Raw genomic sequence first — 19,242 nt, 5'->3', positions numbered from 1 at the left:
TCCGTCCCGGGGTCCGCACGGTGGGCCGCCGCTCGCGACCCACCACGCTGGCAGCCCCATGGACGACTTCGTTCGTCAGGTCAGGGACACCAGACCGCCACTGGAGCCCTTCTTGCGCACCCAGGCCTTGGCCTTGGGCGGCGCGGCGGGAGCGGCGGGCTTCGCCACTTCCTTCAGCGCCTGGCTTCCCGCGCGGCCGCGCGGGAGCGTCACGTCCTGGACCGACTGCGGCCGGGCGCCATCCACCCACGCGTCCGGACGGCGGCCCGTGCGGATGAGCAGGCGCAGCTTCTGGTAGTGCGCCGAGCAGTAGCCCTTGGAGCGGCTCTGGCGCTTGCAGCCGATGACGGCGCAGGCCTGGCTGCCTTCCGCGGCGGCCGCACGCGCGGCCGGACGTCCCGCACCCTTCGCGGGCGCGGCCTTCGCGGAGCCCTTCACCGGCGCGGCCTTCGCGGCGGCACCCTTCGCGGGCGCGGCCTTCGCGGAGCCCTTCACCGGCGCGGCCTTCGCGGCGGGCGCGGCCTTCGCGGACGGCGGGCGGCCCGGACGGCGGCGCGCGACGGGCTCGGGCGCCAGCGTGGGCGTGCGCACGCCAGCGACGGAGCCCAGGCGGCTGGACAGCGGCGCCAGGCGGTAGGTCACGTCGCGAAGGGCATCCAGCGCATCCAGACCCTTGGCCATACGGGCCACGGCCTTCTGAACGGGAGCCAGTTGCAGTTGCAACTCGCGCCGGACCATGTCGCGAAGTTCGGTCTCAAGGGAAAGTGGGGCCATGTGGGGCAGGATATACACCCAACCGCCCGGGGCGGGAGAAACATTGCCGCCCGGAATGTTAAAGGAACCCATCATGACTCCGGTTCCCACTCCCGTCCGCTTCCGCGGCACCGACTCCTACCTCACGAGCGAGGGCCTGCAGGCCGCCGTCAACTGTGCCCTCACGCTCCAGCGCCCCCTGCTGGTCAAGGGCGAGCCCGGCACCGGCAAGACGCTGCTGGCGGAGGCCATTGCCCAGGGGCTGGGATTGAAGCTGCTCACCTGGCACGTGAAGAGCACCACGCGGGCCCAGGATGGGTTGTATGTCTACGACACCGTGCAGCGTTTGTATGACTCGCGCTTCGGCGACGGGGACGTGCGCGACATCCGGCGATACATCCGCATGGGGCCGCTGGGCGAGGCCTTCGCCGCCCCCGAGCGCGTGGTGTTGCTCATCGACGAGGTGGACAAGGCGGACCTGGAGTTCCCCAACGACCTGCTCCACGAGCTGGACCGGATGCGCTTCCGCATCTCCGAGACGAACGACGAGGTCGTGGCCCAGCACCGCCCCGTGGTCCTCATCACCAGCAACAACGAGAAGGAGCTGCCGGACGCGTTCCTGCGCCGGTGCGTGTTCCACTTCATCGACTTCCCGGAGCGCGAGCTCATGCAGCGCATCGTGGAGGTCCACCACCCGGGGCTGGACGCGGCGCTGGCGGAGCAGGCGCTCAAGGTCTTCTACGAGCTGCGCGCGATGACCCGCCTGCGCAAGCGGCCCTCCACCAGCGAGCTCATCGACTGGATCTCCGTGCTCAAGGCCAACGGCGTGATGGAGTTGAAGCTGGAGGAGCAGCTGCCGTTCCTGGGCGCGCTGCTCAAGAAGGAGCAGGACCTGGTGGCGGTGGCCGAGGCGTTCGGACGCGGCCGGCGGACCCGCGCGTAACGGCAAAGGACCCGGGCCCATGTTCCTGCCGTTCTTCTATGAGCTGCGAAAGCGCGGGGTGAAGGTGGGCGCGCAGGAGGCGCTCGCCCTGGCCGGCGCGCTGAAGGCCGGACTGCATGACAGCAGCCTGGATGGCTTCTACCACGTGGCGCGCGCGCTCCTGGTGCACTCGGAGACGCAGCTGGATGCGTTCGACCAGGCGTTCCTCGCGCACTTCCAGGGCGTCGCATCCAACGCGCTCAAGCTCACCGAGGAGCTGTTGTCCTGGCTGGAGGAGGCGAAGGAGCGCACGGACCTGAGCCCGGAGGAGCTGGCGCTCCTGGAGCAGTGGGACCCCGAGGAGTTGCGAAAGCAACTGGAGCAGCGGCTGAAGGAGCAGACCGAGCGCCACGACGGCGGCACGCGCTGGGTGGGCACGGGCGGCGCGTCTGCCTTTGGCAACAGCGGCATGGCGCGGCAGGGCGTGCGCATTGGCGGCACGGGCGGACGACAGGGTCAGGCGCTGTGGCAGGCCGGCGCGCGCAAGTACGCGGGCTACCGCGACGACGTGGTGCTGGACACGCGGCAGCTGGCGGTGGCGCTGCGCAAGCTGCGGGCCTTCGCGCGCGAGGGCGCCGCGGAGGAGCTGGACGTGGACGAGAGCATCTCCGCCACCGCGAAGAACGCGGGCGAGCTGGAGGTGGTGACGCGTCCGCCGCGCCGGCCCAACACGCGCGTGGTGCTGTGCATGGACGTGGGCGGCTCCATGGACCCGTACGCGCACCTGGTGAGCCGGCTGTTCAGCGTCGCCAGCCAGGCCACGCACTTCAAGGAGCTGCGCACCTACTACTTCCACAACTGCGTCTACGGGAAGCTCTACGCCACGCCCCAGCTCACCGGTGGCATCACCGTGCCGGAGCTCACCGCGCAGGTGGGGCGGCACCACAAGCTGGTGATGGTGGGCGATGCGTCCATGGCCCCGTACGAGCTGGGCATCCGCACGGATGCCAACGGCCAGTACCGGCAGGAGGGGCTGGACGGGCTCACGTGGATGATGCAGCTGGCGCAGCACTTCGAGCGCAATGTGTGGCTCAACCCGGAGCCGCGCGGGTCGTGGCGGACGGGCACCATCGCGACCCTGGCGACGGTGTTCCCCATGTTCACCCTCACCGTGGAGGGGCTGGGTGAGGCGGTGAACCACCTCACCCGGGGCAGGACACCCCGCGGGGCGATGGCTCGGCGGTAATTCCCGGGAGCGCCAGTGTCCCCTGCCTGACCGCCGGGCATACACCGCCGCCGGGCCGGTCCCGGGGGGCGTGTTTCGTGCGGCACGGCGCTTCCAGTTACGGCATGGTGCGCCCGCGACGCAGTCCGGCGAGGGAGGCCGCATGACGACCGAGAAGATCGATACCCAGGCAATCAACACCATCCGCACGCTGTCCATCGACGCGGTGGAGAAGGCCCACTCGGGCCACCCGGGCGCGCCCATGGCGCTGGCTCCCGTGGCCTACCAGCTTTGGCAGCAGGAGCTGCGGTACGACCCGGCCCAGCCCCTGTGGCCGGACCGCGACCGCTTCATCCTCTCCAACGGCCACGCGTCCATGCTGCTCTACAGCCTGCTGCACCTGGCGGGCGTGAAGCGCGTGGGCAAGGACGAGCGGGTCACGGACGTCCCCGCCGTGTCGCTGGAGGACATCCAGAAGTTCCGTCAGCTGGACTCGGCCACGCCGGGCCACCCGGAGTACCGCTGGACCACCGGCGTGGAGACCACCACCGGTCCCCTGGGCCAGGGCGTCGCCAACAGCGTGGGCATGGCCATCGCCAGCAAGTGGCAGGCGGGCCACTTCAACCAGCCGGGCTTCGAGCTGTTCACCCATGACGTCTACGCCCTCTGCGGCGACGGCGACATGATGGAGGGCGTGGCGTCCGAGGCCGCGTCGCTCGCCGGCCACCTCCAGCTGCCCAACCTGTGCTGGATCTACGACAGCAACCACATCTCCATCGACGGCAGCACCGACCTGGCCTTCACCGAGGACGTGGGCCGCCGCTTCGAGGGCTACGGCTGGCGCGTGCTCCACGTCACCGACGCCAACGACCTGGAGGCCCTGTCCAAGGCCTACCGCTCCTTCAAGGAGCAGCGCGGCAAGCCCACCCTCATCATCGTCAACTCGTTCATCGGCTTCGGCTCGCCCAAGAAGCAGGGCTCCGCCAGCGCCCATGGCGAGCCGCTGGGCGCGGACGAAATCAAGGGCACGAAGAAGAACTACGGCTGGCCCGAGGACTCGCAGTTCCTGGTCCCCGACGGCGTACGCGAGCGCTTCCAGGAGCGCATGGGCGCCCGCGGCAAGGGCCTGCGCGAGGCGTGGGACGCGTCCTTCGCGGCCTACCGCGAGAAGCACCCCGCGCTGGCGCACGAGCTGGAGCGCATGCTCAAGCGCGAGCTGCCGGAGGGCTGGGACAAGGAGCTGCCGGTGTTCCCCGCGGACGCGAAGGGCATGGCCACCCGTGAGTCGGGCGGCAAGGTGCTCAACGCGCTGGCGAAGAACTACCCGTGGCTGGTGGGTGGCTCCGCGGACCTGAACCCGTCCACGAAGACGTACCTGTCCGCCTCCACGTCCATGAAGCCGGGCGAGTACGCGGGCCGCAACATCCACTTCGGCGTGCGCGAGCACGCGATGGGCTCCATCGTCAACGGCCTCAACCTGAGCCACGTGCGCGCGTACGGCGCCACGTTCCTCATCTTCAGTGACTACGAGCGCCCCGCCATGCGCCTGTCGTCGCTGATGGAGCTGCCGGCCATCCACATCTTCACGCACGACTCCATCGGCCTGGGCGAGGACGGCCCCACGCACCAGCCGGTGGAGCAGCTGGCGTCGCTGCGCGCGGTGCCGGGCAACGTGGTGATGCGCCCCGGTGACGCCAACGAGGTGACGGAGGCGTGGCGCTACATCGCGCAGCAGCAGCACCACCCGGTGGTGCTCGTGCTGTCGCGGCAGCCGGTGCCCACGCTGGACCGCACCAAGTTCGCCCCCGCGTCCGGCGTGGCCCAGGGCGCGTACACCCTGCTGGAGGCCGAGGGCGGGACGCCGGACGTCATCCTCATCGGCACGGGCACGGAGGTCGCGCTGGTGGTGGAGGCCGCGGAGAAGCTGAAGGCCGAGGGCGTGAAGGCGCGCGTGGTGAGCATGCCGTCGTGGGAGCTGTTCGAGCAGCAGCCCCAGGAGTACCAGGACCGCGTGCTGCCCCCGTCCGTGAAGGCGCGCGTCGCGGTGGAGAAGGGCGCGGCGTTCGGCTGGGAGCGCTGGGTGGGGCTCGCGGGCAGCGTCATCGGCATGCGCAGCTTCGGCGCTTCGGCGCCCATCAAGGCGCTCCAGCAGAAGTTCGGCTTCACCGTGGAGAACGTGGTGAAGGAGGCGCAGGCCACCATCGCCAAGGCGAAGAAGTACTGACGCGCCTGCCTTGAAAATGAGAGGTGCCCCGAACCCTCCCCCGAAGGTCCGGGGCACCTCTGGGTTCACCGCCGGGCGACCGGCGGGAACGACCCGGGATGCGTGTGGCTGTCTCCCCCTCGCTTCAAATCCCCCCACTCCCCAACGAGACCGGCGGTGCCGCTCAGGCCGCGATGAACAGCGGGCGCGGCGGGCGCGGGTTGCTGACGAACTTCATCTCGTTGATCATCTTCTTGAAGTCTTTCGGGTCGATGCCGGTGGAGCCGCTGGCCTGCGCGCGGGTGGCGTACTTCTCGTAGGTGTCCACCACCTTCTTGGCCTCCGGCGTGAGGCGGTCGTAGTTCATGCGCGCCCACTTCATCGTGTCGGTGAACTCCGTGCCCGCCGCCTGTCCGTCCAGGTCGCCGGCGCCCTTCTCGATGGCGGCCGTCAGGTCGCTGCCGGAGATCTTCCCGCTCTTGGCGTCCAGTCCCTCCAGCGCGTCGCGCATGGAGCTGTCGTGGAAGGTCTGGAAGCGGCCCATCGCCTTGAACATGGCGTCCGCCTCCTTCTGCGTCAGGCCGTCCGGGCCGGCCTTCTTCGCGGCGGCCTGATAGGTCTTCAGGACCTCCTTCGCCTCCGGCGTCAGGCGGCTCTCGTTCTTCGCGGCCCACTTCTCGAACTCCTTCAGTTCGGAGGTGGTGGAGTGGGCATCCGTGTCGGAGATGCCTTCGCGGATGGCCTGGGTGAGGTCCTCACCGGAGATGGGGCCGTGCTGCTTGTCGAGCGCCTCCGTGGCCTTGCGGGCGCTCACGTCCCCGGAGCCCACGCGGCGCATCTCCTTGTTCAGCGCGGCGGTCTCCTGGTCCGTGAGGCCGCTGCGGCCCTGCGCCTGCGCCGCCTTGGTGTGCTTGCGGTAGACGTCCAGGACCTCCTTGGCCTCCGGAGACAGGCGGCTCTGGTTCTTCGCGGCCCACTTCTCGAACTCCTTCAGCTCCGCGCCGGCGGCCTGGCCGTCGTGGTCCGCGGTGCCGGTCTGGATGGCGCGGGCCATGTCCTGGCCGGACACCGTGCCGCCGTGGGTCTTGCTGTCCAGGTTGGCGAGCGCCTTCTTCGCGCTGGCGTCCCCCACGTCGCGCATCTCCGCGAGCATCTTCTTGAAGTCCCCCTGCGGGATGCCGGAGTCGCCGCGCGCCTGGGAGAGCGCCGCGTACTTGGAGTAGATGTCCATCACCTGGCGGGCCTCCGGGGTGAGGCGCTCGCGGTTGTTGGCGGCCCAGTCCGCGACGGTGCGGTACTCGCTGGAGGCGGCCTGGCCGTCCAGGTCCCCGACGGCGGCCTCGATGCTGTCCGCGAACTGCTCCGCGCTGATGGGGCCGGACGTCTGGCCCAGCTTGTTCATCTCCACCAGGGCGCCCAGGTCCTTGGGCTGCCAGTTGTCGGAGGCCGGCTTCACGCAGCCGCCGCCGCTGGCGGTGAACTGATCATGCGGGTGCGCCTTCAGGTCCTTGATCTGCGCCTTCAGCCCCTCCAGCTGCGCCTTCATGTTGTTCAGCGTGGCCGCCATCTCCGCCTCCTTGCGGCTGGCGGACGCGGGGCCCATCAGGCTCTGGAGCTCCTTCGCGCCGAGGGCCGGCTTGGAGTTGAGGGCGGAGGAGAGGGCGGTGGAAGCGGTCTGGGTGATGGCCATTTTGGATCTCCGGGAGGAGCGGCTTCCGTCGCGGAAGCGGTCATGCCGGGACCTATTGCGCGCGTCGTGCCAGCCCTGCCCCCCTGGCGACCCTCCGTGATTCCATGAGGTTACGCGGCGACAGCTTGAAATCCGGGGTGGTGACAACCGTCACCACCGGTGATGACAGTCATCATCCCCCCCACCCCCGGGGTGGTGACGGCGGACATCACTTCCCGCGCGGGGGCTTCAGCGGCTTGCGCACGCGCTGCTTGCCCGCGGGCCGGTCCCCGACGTGGACGTAGCCGCGCTTGAGGAAGAAGGAGAGCGTGCCCGTGTAGGCCATGCCGTTGGAGATGCGCGTGGCGCCCCGGGGCGGCTTCACCGGGTAGGCCTCCAGGGTGCGCGCGCCTTCGCGGCGCAGCGCGGTCTCCACGGCGGCGAGCAGCGCGGTGGCCACGCCCTGGCCGCGCCAGTTCCGGTGGATGAAGAAGCAGGGCACGGAGGCGACGGCGTCCGCGTCATCGCACTGGAAGCTGGGGGCCCGGTCCAGGCGCGAGAAGGAGCGGCGCGGGCCGAAGGTGGCCCAGCCCACCGGCGCTCCGTCCGCGTAGGCGAGGACGCCCTTCGCCTCGCCGCTGGCGACGAGGGCCTTGAAGCGGCGCTTCGCCTCCGGGCCGCGCACGTCGTCGTAGCGTTCGCCCTCCGGGATGCGCCAGTACATGCACCAGCAGCCGCCACAGGCGCCGTTGGGGCCGAAGAGCTTCTCGAGGTCCGGCCAGTGCGCCGGGGTGAGTTCGACGGTCTTCAGGTCGGGAGCGGCCATGGACGCCCGTTCTAGACGCCGCCGCGCAGCTCCGTCTCGGGCCACAGGGCGCCGTCGCGCGCGGTGAGCAGGAAGGTCAACCGTCCCTGGTGGAAGCCTCGCACCGGCGCCTGTGGCTCCGGGAAGCCCGGCGGTGGGCGCCAGTCCGGGGGCTGGAGGGGCACGCCAGCGATGGACTGGCCCTGACGCAGGGCCCCCACGTCCTGGTCGGTGAGCGCGCGGGTGGAGGCCCAGGGGAGCAGGTCGCGGCCGTGCAGCTCCACGCGGCGGCCGGGGCCCGGGTCCCTCCACGGTCCGATGGCCGTGCGCTTCAACGCGGAGAGGTGCGCGCCGCAGCCGAGCGCCCGCCCCAGGTCCCGGGCCAGCGACCGCACGTAGTAGCCGCCCCGGCAGGTGAGCTCCAGGACGCTGGCGCGGGGCAGGTCGTGCGCGAGCCAGCGCGCGGCGTGCAGATAGACGCGCGACGGGGGCAGGTCCACGGGCTCGCCCCGGTGGGCCTTGCGGTAGGCGGGCTCGCCGCCGAGCTTCTTCGCGCTGGTGGCGGGCGGCACCTGCTCCGTCCACCCGAGGAACGGGCGCAGCGCTTCATCCAGGCGCTCGGGCGTGAGCGCGGACGCGTCCCCCTGGTGCACGGGGCGGCCGAGCAGGTCGCCCGTGTCCATCTCCGTGCCCCACTCCACGCGGGCCTCGTAGACCTTGGGCGCGGCGTGCAGGTGCTCGAACAGGTGCGTGGCCGGGCCCACCAGCATGAGCAGCAGCCCTTCCGCGAAGGGGTCCAACGTGCCGCCGTGGCACAGCGCCGTGCGGCGCCCCGGCCGCGTCTCCAGCGCCTCCTCCTGGAAGGCGCGCACCACGGAGAAGCTGGTGGGGCCCACGGGCTTGTGCGTCAGGTAGAGGCCGGGTGTCATTCGTCGTCCCTGTTCCGCCGCACCGTCGTCGCGCCCTGCTGCTTCTCCAGGTGCACGGGCGAGATGCCGGCGCCGTCCGCGATGACGCGCGCCAGGGGCTCCGCGTGCGTCGTCACCCAGACCTGGCTGTACTCCGACGCTCTCACGATGAGCCGGCCCAGCGGCTCCAGCAGCTCCGGGTGCAGGCTGGTCTCCGGCTCGTTCAGCGCGAGGAACGGGGGCGGCCGGGGACTGAGCAGCGCCGCCAGCAGGCACAGGTAGCGCAGCATCCCGTCCGACAGCTCCGCCGCCGCCATGGGCCGGAGCAGGCCGGGCATGTGCAGGAACAGGCTGAAGCGGCCCTGGTCCTCGCGCACCTCCAGCCGCGCGCCCGGGAAGGCGTCGTCGAGGCCCTGCTCCAGGGCGCGCTCGTCCCCCACCTCCCAGATGGTCTGGAGCGCCGCCGCGAGGTCGCGACCGTCGGACGCGAGCACCGGCGTGCGCACGCCCACCTGCGGGTGCCGGGGCAGCGCGTCCGGATCCGTGCGGAAGTGGTGGTAGAAGCGCCACGCGCCCAGCGTGCGCCGCACCTCCGCCAGCCGGGGGAAGCGGTGCGGCTCCGCGAGCTGATCCATCACCGACTCCGACGACCACAGCTCCGTGGGGAACGCCACGCGCGTCCCGCTCGAGTCACGCAGGAAGGCCGTGCGGTCCTTGCGCTCCATCAGCACCACGCGCTGGCCCCCCGAGTGCGCCCAGAGGTGCTCTTCCTTCACCTCCGGATCCAACAGGAACATCGTGGGCGGCGGCTCCAACTGGGACGGAGACCCGGGTACCACGCCGCATTGCAGCTCGTAGGTGAGGTCGTCCAGGTCCACCGTCACGCGCAGCCGCACCGGCTTCTTGCCGTCGCGCGGGCCGGCCCACATCACGCTCGGCGTGCCGCCCTCGTCCGCCAGCGTGCGCGCCAGCCGCCCGTCCGCCGCCGTCGCGAGCAGGTACAGCGCGCGGTACAGGTTCGTCTTGCCGCTGCCGTTGGGCCCCACCACCACGGTCACGGGGCCCAGCTCCAGGTGGAGCTGGCGCACGGAGCGGTACCCAGCGATGTCCAGACGCGTCAGGGGCATGGTGTGTCCCCAGCCTACAACGTCACCCGCGATCATCGATGCAAGGACTTGGATGCCTTAATGGGTGGGGTGGACGCATGCGTGGAGGTCCGGAACACCCAGGGCACTCCCAGCCCCGTGCTGCGCGCCGTCACCGCACGACGCGCAGCATGAGCCCCATCAAGCATCGCGCCGCGTCGTCTTGCTGAATGTTTACAGGCGCACTGTCCGCACACTAGGGTCCCGGGCAAATGCTGCAAGCGCGAGTGGTTCGTTTGTTCGTGCTGGCGGCGATCCTCGCGTTGCCTGGAATTGCCCGCGCGCAGGTCGTCGTCGGCCTCTATCCGGTTCAGGGAAAGCTTGAGCCTGGGCTCCTCAGTGACGCCGAAGGGCTCATCGTGTCTGGAGTCCGAGCCAGTGACCGGCGGCGTGGGACGTTCATCCTGCGCGGCCCCGTGCCCTTGAAGGCGGCGTGCGCGCCCAAGGTCACCACGGAGTGTCTGGCCAGACTCGGACGGGGAGGCGCCATCATCTACGCCGAGGCGGCGATGGATGACGGGGCCGTCTCTGTCTCACTCTCGCTCATCACCGGCCAGCAGCAGCGCACACCTCCCGTCCGCTTCCGCTTCACCCCCGGGTTCCTCGACATGAGACCCGCCAACTTCGCGGTGGAGCAGCTCGAGAAGGCCCTCGCGGAGCTGACGCAGCCCGCGGTCTCGAACAGCGCCGCTCCCGCGGATGCGCCCACCGCCCCCCAGGCCGAGGTTCGCCCCACCGCGGAGCCACGGCCCGCTCCCGTCGCCGCCACGCAGACGGCCGTCGCGACAGAGGACGCATCGAAGGCGGAGGCCCCCGAGCCCACGTTCTACGAAGGGCTGAATGAACAGGCCGCGCCGAGTTCGTCCAAGTGGATGCGGACCACGGGCATCTACGCGTCGATGGGTGGCGCGGTGCTGCTCGGCACGGGCGGATTCTTCGGGCTGCGCAGCCGCGCCATGAACAAGGACCTCTCGCGCCGGTACTCCGAAGGAAGCCTGGTGCCGGGAGACCGCTCGAAGTTCGGCCAAGTGAAGACATACAACACGCTGGCGAACACCCTGATGATTGGTGGCGGGATCGTCGCCCTCACGGGGCTCACCTTCTGGGGCTTGTCTGGCGTGTCATTCGACTCGGATGGACAGGGCGGCGGAAACATCAACGTGCGGGGGCGGTGGTGATTCGTTCATTCGTGATGTGTGGCGCGGTGCTCTTCCTCGCGTGTACGCAGGTCCCCGAGGGGCTCTGCGACACCGCGTCGGACTGTCTGGCGGGCTTGAGCTGCCAGGAGGGGGTCTGTGTCGGCTGTGGCGGGGACGGTGAGTGTCAGGCGTGGGAGGCCTGTGGCGTGGACCGCCGCTGCGCGCTGCGCGAGGGCAGGTGCGCAACCCAACTGGGCTGCAAGGCTTGGGAGTCCTGCTCGGACGACCACACCTGCGTGGTCGCGGCGGGCCGCTGCACGACGGCGGCGGACTGCCAGGCGCACGAGTCCTGTGATGACACGACGAAGCGGTGTGTCCTCCAGCCCAACCGGTGCAACACCACCGCCGACTGCGGCAGCGGGTCGCTGTGGGGTGTCTCCTGTGCGGCCAACAACCAGTGCCTGGACGCGCGACCTCCGGCCGGGAACGACATTCTTCTCTTGGGAACCCTCTCGGAGGGTGCGTGTTACATGGATGCCGTCTCGAGCATCCTGACCCCCACCCAGGTACAGGTGGGCTTCGGGTGCGGCACGGTTGGCTTCAAGCTCGCCCCCAACGGCCGCATCTACTACATCGATCGAGATGCCTCTCCGGACCAATTGAAGATCTTCGTTCCCGACTCATTCAAGAACGAGAAGGGCATTCGTACCTATCCCTCGGATCCCGCCCGGAACGACATCGTGATTCCGACGCCGAAGTGCGGCACGGGCAACGTCGTCGAATACCTCATGCAGGCAGGCACCGGCGGCATCGCGTATCGCTGCGCCGACACCATGAACAGCTCCCGCGAGTACTACACCCTCCAGGGAGCCGTCTTGACCTCCGCGTACTCACCCGTCGCCTGGAACGCCGATGACTTCATTCTCGCCTACCGCGACTCCTATACAACCATGTTTGTACTCACCCCGGACCGCACCGCCATCCAAGTCACCGGGCTGCCCACGCGCCCGCCGATTTCGATAAGTGCGCGCGCCCATCCAACGGGCTTCTTGTTCGCGACCTTCGATTACCTGCAGGGCGGGCCCGAGCAGTTGTGGCACATCGACCACCAGGGGGTCGCGACGCTCAAGGGCACGTATGGTGATTTCCCCCGTGAGGCACCTTGGCGCACCGGCGGGATTCTGGACAGCGAGGGTGCGCTCTACTCCATGAGCAGTATCACGAGCCCCAAGTTCGTGGATCTCATCGTCAAACGGGCGTTCGACGGCTCCACCGGGACGGTGGTCTACTCCGAAGCGTCCGCTCCAGAGGACGTCAACTACACGTCGAACTTCACGCGGTTGTTCAACCTCATTCACGCCTCGACGCTCTTCTCGGGCCCATAGTCCTTGGCGGAGGCCCGGGGACACACGTCCCCGGGCCTCTGTACTGTGTTTCTCCCCTTGAGCAGGGTGCCATGGTGAGCACCCACGTGGTGCGTTCACCGCTTGAGACCACCGTCCCTGTCGTGGACACGCCCCCGGGGCTGCCCATCTTCTCCGAGCCGTGAGGTAGACTCGCAGGACCTCGCGCGTCGGCCGTGGACCGCGAAGCCCCTGCGCCGGAGTCACCTTCCCGATGAAGTCTTTCGCACGCCTCCTGGGCACGGGGCTGTTCGCCTGCGCCCTGTCCCTGTCCGGCTGTCATGACACCGACGCCCAGGTGCCGGATGACGGCCCCCCGGACGAGAGCACCGCCGTCGAGCTCACCGACTACGTCGACGTCACCCCTGACGTGCCCTGCATGGATGCGAACTTCGCGTCGCCCCGCGCGAACTGCGAGGACCCGGGAAGCTTCAACCTGTCCCGCTGTGACATGGCCGCGGTGGGCGCGGTGGAGCCCTCCGGCATCTACCGGGCCATCCTCCGCTACAACTCGGAGAGCATGTTCGGCGCCGGGTTCCGCCTGGACACCTCGCCCACCTTCCTGAACCGGCCGCTCGTGCGCAACCAGGTGAACAGCCAGGGCTTCTTCATCACCGGCCAGCTCACGACGACCACGAACAAGGTGCAGCGGTACGCGCTCGCGGGCTGCCGCGTGCCGGAGCCCGGCCGCATCACCGGCTGCTTCGTGCGCTGCACCGACGGCGTACCCGAGTACTCCGGCACCTTCGACGCCCGGCGGATGAACTGGGACGCCCAGTCCTCCGGGTCCGCCGCCATGCGCCTCGTCTCCGAGTCCGCCGTCCCCCTGGGAGACTCCGTGGATGTCTACGTCACCCAGGGCCACGCCTACGTCGTGTCCCTGCCCCGAGGAAAGGAGCCGGGAGGGCTGAGCGTGTTCAACGTGACCGACCCGGCCCACCCCACGCTCGTCACCACCCTCAGCCTGCCCAATGACAGTTATTGGAACGGCGTCTGGGCAAAGGACAACGCGCTCTACATCGCCAGCGGCGACTCCGGCGTCATCGTCTATGACATCACCCAGCCTGCGGCGCCCCAGTACATCCGCGCGCTGCCCGGCGGCGCCATCGACGTGCACACCGTGTTCGTGGACGGCGACCGGCTGTACGCCATGTCCCCCGCTCCCAATGGGGAGACGCTGATCTTCGACGTGGCCGCCCCGCTGGAGCCCCGGCTGCTCGGCCGCGTCTCCGTGCCGCGCACGGACGTGACCAGCTACCCGCACGACGCGTTCGCCTATCAGGACCGGCTCTACATCAACCACTCCACCTTCGGGTACACCGTGGTGGACGTGACCCGGCCCGACGTGACGCCCGTGCTGGGCCGGTATGCCTTCGCCGGCCAGTACAGCCACGCGAACGCGGTGGGCACGTTCAACGGGCGCACCATCGCCTTCGAGGGCGGAGAGCGCTTCGGCGCGCACCTGCGCGTGCTGGACGTCACCGACCCGGCGCGCATCCGCCTCATCGCCCAGGTGAAGAAGCGCGCGCAGACGTCCATCCACAACATGGTGCTGAACGGCACGCGGCTCTACGTCGCCTGGTACCACGAGGGCGTGCGCGTCTTCGACGTGGCGGACCCCGAGCACCCCAAGGAAGTGGCGGCCTTCGACTCCTTCGTCGAAGCGCACCCGCGCAGCACCGACAGCCTCTACCAGGGGGCCATCGGCATCCGGGTGCCGGGGGACGGCTACGTGTACGCGGTGGACCTGTCGCGCGGGCTGCTCGTGCTCCAGGAGCCGTGACGGGCGGTCACTCCGTCTCGATGCGGTCGCGGCCGTTGGACTTCGCCCGGTACAGCCGGGCATCCGCGACGCGCAGCAGTTCGTCCAGGGTGGTGCCGTCCCGCGGCGCCACCACGAGCCCCGCGCTGAAGGTGACGGAGAAGGTCTCGCCCGCGTCGCCTTCGAAGGCCATGCCCGCCAGCTCCTCCGCGGTGCGGGAGAAGATCTCCTTCGCGCTCTCCAGCGACTCCCCCAGCAGCGCGACGACGAACTCCTCGCCGCCCCAGCGGGCGCGCAGGTCCTCGCGGCGGAAGCGCGCGCCCAGCAGGCGGCCCAGCCGCATCAGCACGCGGTCCCCGGCGAGGTGGCCGTGCTCGTCGTTCACCTTCTTGAAGTGGTCCACGTCCAGGAAGCACAGCGCCAGCGGCTTCTCCGCCCGGCGCGCCTCCGACAGCCGCGCGTTCACCGCGTCCACGAAGGGGCGGCGCAACATCAGGCCGGTGAGCGCGTCGCGCTCCGTGCGCTCGCGCGACAGCCGCGCCCGCTCCAGGCGCGCGTGCACGCGGGCGCGCAGCTCCTCCTTGAGCACGGGCTTGGCCAGGTAGTCGTCCGCGCCGGCCTGGAACGCGGCCAGCCGGAACTCCAGCCCCACCTGCGCCGTGACGAGCAGGATGGGCAGCTCCTGCCACTCCGGCGTCAGGCGCAGGATGCGACACAGGTCGAAGCCGCTGGGCCCGGGCATCTGCACGTCCAGCAGCAGCAGGTCCGGGCGGTGGCGGGCCAGCGCGTCCAGCAGGCCGTAGGGGTTCTCCAGCCCCACCACCTCCACCGCGTCGCTCACCAGCGCCTGGGAGAGGGCCCGCACGGCCTCCGGGTCGTCATCCACCACCATCACCTTGGCGCGCTCCTGCCTGCGCGCCGTCACCAGCCGCTCCGCCGCGGTGGCGAAGTCCTGCTGGGTGAAGGGCCGGGGGAGGAAGAGCGAGGCCCCCGCGTGCGCGGCGTGCACGCGCTCCTGGAGGCCGCCCCCCGTGCTGGAGAAGGCCAGCGGCAGCGACTGGTGGCCCTCCAGGCTCCGGAGCGCGTTCGCCGTGGCGAGCCCCATGGGGCCCATGTGCAGCAGCGCCCCGTCCACCCACTGGCGCGCCACCACCGCGCAGGCCTCGTCGGGCGTGCCCGCCGTCACCACCCGCACGCCCTCCTTGTCGCCCATGCGCCGCGCGTCCGCGAGGATCTCCGCGTCCTCGTCCACCACCAGCAGCGTGCCCATGGCGGAGACGACCGCCGGGTCCGGCTCCAGCTCCGGCTCCAGGACGGGCATCACCACCACGGCCTCCAGCGCGCGGAAGCCCGCGTCCACCGCCGCCCAGTCCAGCGCCAGCGGGGTGCCGGCCCGCACCGGCTGGAGCACGTCCTCCAGCTTCCCCGCCGCGACGCTCACGTCCCGGAAGCCGTAGCTGCCCGCGGTGCCGTGCAGCTTGTGCACGACGGCGTAGGCCTCCTCCATGACCGAGGCCTCGCCGTGGCGCCCCCGGCCCAGCAGCGCCTGGAGCGTGGCCAGCCGCTCCGGCAGCTTCGCGCCGTAGTCCGCGCTCAACTGGGCGAGGCTCGCCGCGAAGGCGTCCTCCGGGTCCAGCGCCTCCGGCTCCCGCGGCTCCGCGGGCGCGGGCGGCGATTCGGCCAGCGCGAAGAGCTGCTCCAGCCACACCGCCAGCTCCTCCGGCCGGTAGGGCTTGTGCACCACGCGCGCCACGCCCAGCTGGCGCGTGAGCAGCTCGTGGCTCTTCAGGTCCTTCCAGAAGGCGGACGCGAAGAGCACCGGCAGCGCGGGGCGCGTCTGGCGCAGCTCCCGGATGAAGTCCGCGCCCGTCATGCCCGGCAGCAGGCCGTCCACGATGGCGGCGTCCACCGGCTCCGACAGGAGCACCTGGCGCGCCTCCGCGGCGGAGCGCGCGGGCGTCACCTGGTAGCCCTTGTCACGCAGGAAGGTGCAGACCAGGGTCTGGAGGTCGCGGTCGTCCTCCAGGAAGAGCAGCGTCTTGTCGCTTCGCGCGGTGCTCACGGCATCGCCTTTCGGGGCTCGGCCGCCGCGACGTCGCGGCGGGAAAGCAGTCCATTGAGCAGCTCCCGCACCGAGGCCACCAGCTCCTCCTCCGAGGAGCGGGCCTTCGTCAGGTGGCGGGTGATGCCCAGGGTGAGTTGACGCTGGTCCGTGCGCGACAGCTCGCGCCCGGTGAAGACGATGAGGGGCGTCGCGCGGCCCTTGCCCTGGCGCAGGATGTCCACCACCTCGAAGCCATCCAGCCGGGGCAGCCCCACGTCCAGGACGATGAGGTCCGGGGGCGTGTCGCGCGCGAGCGCCACCGCGCTCTCTCCGTCCGCCGCCTCGATGCACAGCGCGCCCAGCCGCTCGAACTGCGCGCACAGCACCCGGCGCGTGGTGGCGTCGTCGTCCACCACCAGCACGCGCGCCTGGCCCGGCTGGCGCATGGCGTAGCGCAGCGTCTTCAGCAGCCGGGCCTCGTCCACCGGGCGGGGCAGCCAGTCCACCAGCAGCGGCGTGCCCACGCCCGCCGCCCCCTCCTGGGAGCGCCCGGACAGCGCCAGCACGGGCAGCTCGCGCGTGCGCGGCTGTTCACGCAGGCGGCGCATCCAGTCCAGCACGTGGCCGTCCGGCATCTGCGTGTCCACCACCAGCGCGTCCGGGGGCGCGGCGTCCACCGCCTGCATGGCCTCCGTGAGCGTGGAGGCGCGCACCACGCGGTAGCCCTCCTGGGACAGCAGGCTGCGCAGGAGCGCGGACAGGTCCGCGTCCGCGGTGACGATGAGCACGTTGTGGCGCGACTCGTCCCGGGGCAGCGGCGCGCTGGTGCCCGACACGGGCGCCGGGGCGCGCAGGCCCTCCAGGGTGAAGTGGAAGGTGGCGCCCTGGCCGGGGGGGCTCGAGACCTCGATGCGGCCGCCGTGCTGCTCCACGATGGCCTGCGAGATGGCCAGGCCCAGGCCGGTGCCGCCCTTGGAGCGGGTGTCGGACGCGTCCAGCTGCTGGAAGCGGCCGAAGAGGCGGGAGAGCTTCTCCTCCGGGATGCCGGGGCCCTGGTCCGTGACGCTGAAGCGCACCCGGCCGTCCGCCGCGAGGCTGGACGCCACCACCACGGAGGCGCCCGCGGGGGAGAACTTGATGGCGTTGGAGACCAGGTTGGTGAGCACCTGGATGAGCCGGTCGCGGTCGCCCTTCACCTGCGGGGCGCCCTCCACGTCCGAGCGCAGGGACACCTGCGCGGTCTCCGCCATGCCCTGCACCCCCGCGAGCGTGGCTTCCACCAGCTCCTGCGCCGTCTGGGGTTGGAGCTTCAGCTCCAGCATCCCCGACTCCATCTTCTCCAGGTCGAGGATGTCGTTGATGAGGCGGATGAGCCGTTCGGTGTTGGTGCGCGCGATGCGCACCATGTCCAGCGCCTGCGCGGGCAGCTCCCCCACGATGCCGTTCTCCAGCAGGCCCAGCGAGCCGCGGATGGAGGTGAGCGGCGTGCGCAGCTCGTGGCTCACGGTGGAGACGAACTCGTTCTTCATCCGCTCCACGGCCTTGCGCTCCGTGAGGTCGCGCACGAAGACGGTGGTGCGCGGGGGGCCATCCGCGTGCACGCGCGCGAAGGTGAGCTCCGCGGGGAACACGCCGCCGTCGGCGCGCAGGCACGGGCTCTCCACGCGCGACGCGGGGCCGCGGGCCTGCTGGAGCGCGGCGTGGACGGCGTCGCGCTGGGCGGCCGGCAGCGACGCGGGCAGCGCCAGCGACAGGAAGTCCTCGCCCACCGCGCGCGCGGACGGCAGGCGGAAGTGGGTGACGGCGGACGGGTTGAACTCCGCCACGCGGCCGGCTTCATCCAACACGACGATGCCGTCCGGCGACGCCTCCAGGATGGCGGCCTTGCGCGCGTCGCTGACCCGCGCCTCCGCGCTCGCGGCGGACAGCGCCTGGGTGCGCTCCTCCACGCGCGCCTCCAGGCCCCGGTTGAGCTCCCCCAGCGCCGCGGAGGCCCCGGCGAGCCGCACCAGGACGACCAGCACGTAGCCCACGAGCAGCAGGGACACGCCGAAGAGGACGATGCGGGTGCGCTCGGCGCGCGACTGGGACTCCTCCTGGAACTGGAGGTAGTTGGTGATGAGGCGCTCGGCCTCGCTGCTGGCGCTGTGGTCCAGCAGCGCCTGGAAGGACGCGTCCGCCGAACGCCGGAGCGTCATCAGCTCCCGCGACCGCGCCTCCAGGTCCTCCAGCGCGGCGCGGTGGGCGGGGGCCAGCGGCGGCGCGCCGTGGGCCTGGGCCAGCTGCTCCAGCGAACGCTCCACCCGCGCGCCGAGGTCCCCCCCCTGCGCGCGGGAGGCGGTGAGCACGTCCGCGCCCAGCGTCTCCACCTGCTCCCGGAGGGGGCCCGGGGGCAGCGCGGCGGCGACGGCGAAGACAGCGCGGGGGAAGGACTCGCGCAGGGTGGTGAAGCGGTCATCCTTCGCCCGGGCCTCCGCCAGCAGGGTGCGTGAGTCCTCCAGCACGCGCAGGTAGTCCGCCAGGACCGCGAGGAGCGAGCGGCGGCCCTCGTCCGACAGGGAGCCGGGCATCGCCTCCAACAGGCGCGCGCGGGCGGCCAGCGCGTCGAAGGCGCCCCCGGAGGAGCCATGGGCCTCCCGCATGCCCGTGCGCTGGCGGAGCACGTCCAGCTCCAGCTCCGCGGTGGCCACGCGCAGCTGCCGCAGCTGGGTGCGGTAGCGGTCGTGTTCGGCGGTGGAGCCCGGGCGGCCCAGGACGAACAGCGCGCACAAGAGCACCAGGGCGCCGGCGGCCAGCGCGGTGGAGCGTTTGGAGAGGCGAGGTTCCATTCAGGGCACCAGGCGGCGGATTTCCTGCGGCAGCGTCATGGGGTCGAACGGCTTGCCGATGACGCCCACCGCGCCCAGCTCCAGGTAGCGCGCGACCTCCTGCTTCTGGATCTTCGCGGTCATGAAGATGATGGGGGTGTTCGCGGTGGCGGGCTGCTCGCGCAGCCGGCCGAAGGTGGTGGGCCCGTCCATGCCGGGCATCATCACATCCAGGAGGATGAGGTCGGGGCCTTCCTGGCCCGCCTTCTCCAGGGCCTCCGCGCCGGAGGCCGCCAGCACCGTCTTCCAACCGCCCACGCGGCTGAGGCTCAGCTGCCCGATGGTGCGGATGTCGTCCTCGTCATCCACGAGCAGGACCTTCTCGATTTTCGCCATGACGGGAGAGTGCTCCAGGGGGTGGGGTTTGGATCGCGTTACGGAGGAGGGGGCCCGGATG

At 71.0% G+C, this 19,242-nt stretch carries 14 protein-coding genes; 6 read left to right on the top strand and 8 right to left on the bottom strand.

What is annotated here, in order from left to right; all coding sequences use genetic code 11:
• Nucleotides 1-75: 75 nt before the first annotated feature.
• Nucleotides 76-681: a vegetative protein gene (locus tag FOF48_RS31555; RefSeq protein ID WP_370456615.1), complete on the bottom strand. Its 606-nt coding sequence runs from the start codon at nucleotides 679-681 to the stop codon at nucleotides 76-78.
• A 166-nt stretch (nucleotides 682-847) separates the two neighbouring features.
• Here FOF48_RS31555 and FOF48_RS31550 point away from each other — a divergent pair, with 166 nt between their 5' ends.
• The 3 genes from FOF48_RS31550 (at nucleotide 848) to tkt (ending at nucleotide 5,124) form a co-directional block, all read left to right on the top strand.
• On the top strand, nucleotides 848-1,696 hold the full coding sequence (locus FOF48_RS31550) for a MoxR family ATPase (protein ID WP_143907777.1): 849 nt from the start codon (nucleotides 848-850) through the stop codon (nucleotides 1,694-1,696).
• Nucleotides 1,697-1,715: 19 nt separating this feature from the next.
• The gene (locus FOF48_RS31545; RefSeq protein ID WP_143907774.1) at nucleotides 1,716-2,921 is read left to right on the top strand and encodes a VWA domain-containing protein; all 1,206 of its coding nucleotides are present in this window, start codon (nucleotides 1,716-1,718) and stop codon (nucleotides 2,919-2,921) included.
• 142 nt (nucleotides 2,922-3,063) lie between these two features.
• Nucleotides 3,064-5,124 carry a transketolase gene (gene tkt, locus FOF48_RS31540; RefSeq protein WP_143907772.1) on the top strand — a complete coding sequence of 687 codons (2,061 nt, stop codon included), beginning with the start codon at nucleotides 3,064-3,066 and terminating at the stop codon, nucleotides 5,122-5,124.
• A 163-nt stretch (nucleotides 5,125-5,287) separates the two neighbouring features.
• Here the strand turns inward: tkt and FOF48_RS31535 are convergent, their stop codons facing one another.
• The 4 genes from FOF48_RS31535 to FOF48_RS31520 form a co-directional block, all read right to left on the bottom strand.
• Complete coding sequence (locus FOF48_RS31535) at nucleotides 5,288-6,793, bottom strand: hypothetical protein (RefSeq protein WP_143907770.1); 1,506 nt, start codon at nucleotides 6,791-6,793, stop codon at nucleotides 5,288-5,290.
• A gap of 208 nt (nucleotides 6,794-7,001) precedes the next feature.
• Complete coding sequence (locus FOF48_RS31530; protein ID WP_143907768.1) at nucleotides 7,002-7,598, bottom strand: GNAT family N-acetyltransferase; 597 nt, start codon at nucleotides 7,596-7,598, stop codon at nucleotides 7,002-7,004.
• Nucleotides 7,599-7,609: 11 nt separating this feature from the next.
• The gene (locus FOF48_RS31525) at nucleotides 7,610-8,506 is read right to left on the bottom strand and encodes a tRNA pseudouridine(55) synthase (protein ID WP_143907766.1); all 897 of its coding nucleotides are present in this window, start codon (nucleotides 8,504-8,506) and stop codon (nucleotides 7,610-7,612) included.
• Nucleotides 8,503-9,612, bottom strand: a complete 1,110-nt coding sequence (locus tag FOF48_RS31520) for an AAA family ATPase (protein ID WP_143907764.1) — start codon at nucleotides 9,610-9,612, stop codon at nucleotides 8,503-8,505. Before FOF48_RS31520 ends, FOF48_RS31525 begins: the two co-directional genes overlap by 4 nt.
• Before the next feature lie 377 nt (nucleotides 9,613-9,989).
• Between FOF48_RS31520 and FOF48_RS31515 the strand changes: the two genes are divergently transcribed.
• The 3 genes from FOF48_RS31515 (at nucleotide 9,990) to FOF48_RS31505 (ending at nucleotide 13,955) form a co-directional block, all read left to right on the top strand.
• Complete coding sequence (locus FOF48_RS31515) at nucleotides 9,990-10,808, top strand: hypothetical protein (protein ID WP_143907762.1); 819 nt, start codon at nucleotides 9,990-9,992, stop codon at nucleotides 10,806-10,808.
• Nucleotides 10,809-10,975: 167 nt separating this feature from the next.
• Nucleotides 10,976-12,154: a hypothetical protein gene (locus FOF48_RS31510; RefSeq protein WP_143907760.1), complete on the top strand. Its 1,179-nt coding sequence runs from the start codon at nucleotides 10,976-10,978 to the stop codon at nucleotides 12,152-12,154.
• A 232-nt stretch (nucleotides 12,155-12,386) separates the two neighbouring features.
• Nucleotides 12,387-13,955 carry an LVIVD repeat-containing protein gene (locus FOF48_RS31505; protein WP_143907758.1) on the top strand — a complete coding sequence of 523 codons (1,569 nt, stop codon included), beginning with the start codon at nucleotides 12,387-12,389 and terminating at the stop codon, nucleotides 13,953-13,955.
• 7 nt (nucleotides 13,956-13,962) lie between these two features.
• On the opposite strand, the gene FOF48_RS31500 is transcribed toward FOF48_RS31505, so the two are convergent.
• The 3 genes from FOF48_RS31500 to FOF48_RS31490 are packed head-to-tail and all read right to left on the bottom strand — an operon-like array spanning nucleotide 13,963 to nucleotide 19,181.
• Nucleotides 13,963-15,996, bottom strand: a complete 2,034-nt coding sequence (locus tag FOF48_RS31500) for a response regulator (RefSeq protein WP_143907756.1) — start codon at nucleotides 15,994-15,996, stop codon at nucleotides 13,963-13,965.
• Nucleotides 15,993-18,806, bottom strand: coding sequence for an ATP-binding protein (locus FOF48_RS31495; protein ID WP_143907754.1), 2,814 nt, complete (start codon nucleotides 18,804-18,806; stop codon nucleotides 15,993-15,995). Before FOF48_RS31495 ends, FOF48_RS31500 begins: the two co-directional genes overlap by 4 nt.
• The gene (locus tag FOF48_RS31490; RefSeq protein ID WP_143907752.1) at nucleotides 18,807-19,181 is read right to left on the bottom strand and encodes a response regulator; all 375 of its coding nucleotides are present in this window, start codon (nucleotides 19,179-19,181) and stop codon (nucleotides 18,807-18,809) included.
• Nucleotides 19,182-19,242 lie beyond the last annotated feature (61 nt).

The sequence above is a fragment of the Corallococcus sp. Z5C101001 genome, from assembly GCF_007352635.1.
GTDB classification, from domain to species: Bacteria; Myxococcota; Myxococcia; order Myxococcales; family Myxococcaceae; genus Corallococcus; species Corallococcus silvisoli.
Note: the sequence above shows the minus strand (reverse complement) of the source record. Positions and strands in the feature narration are given on the sequence as shown.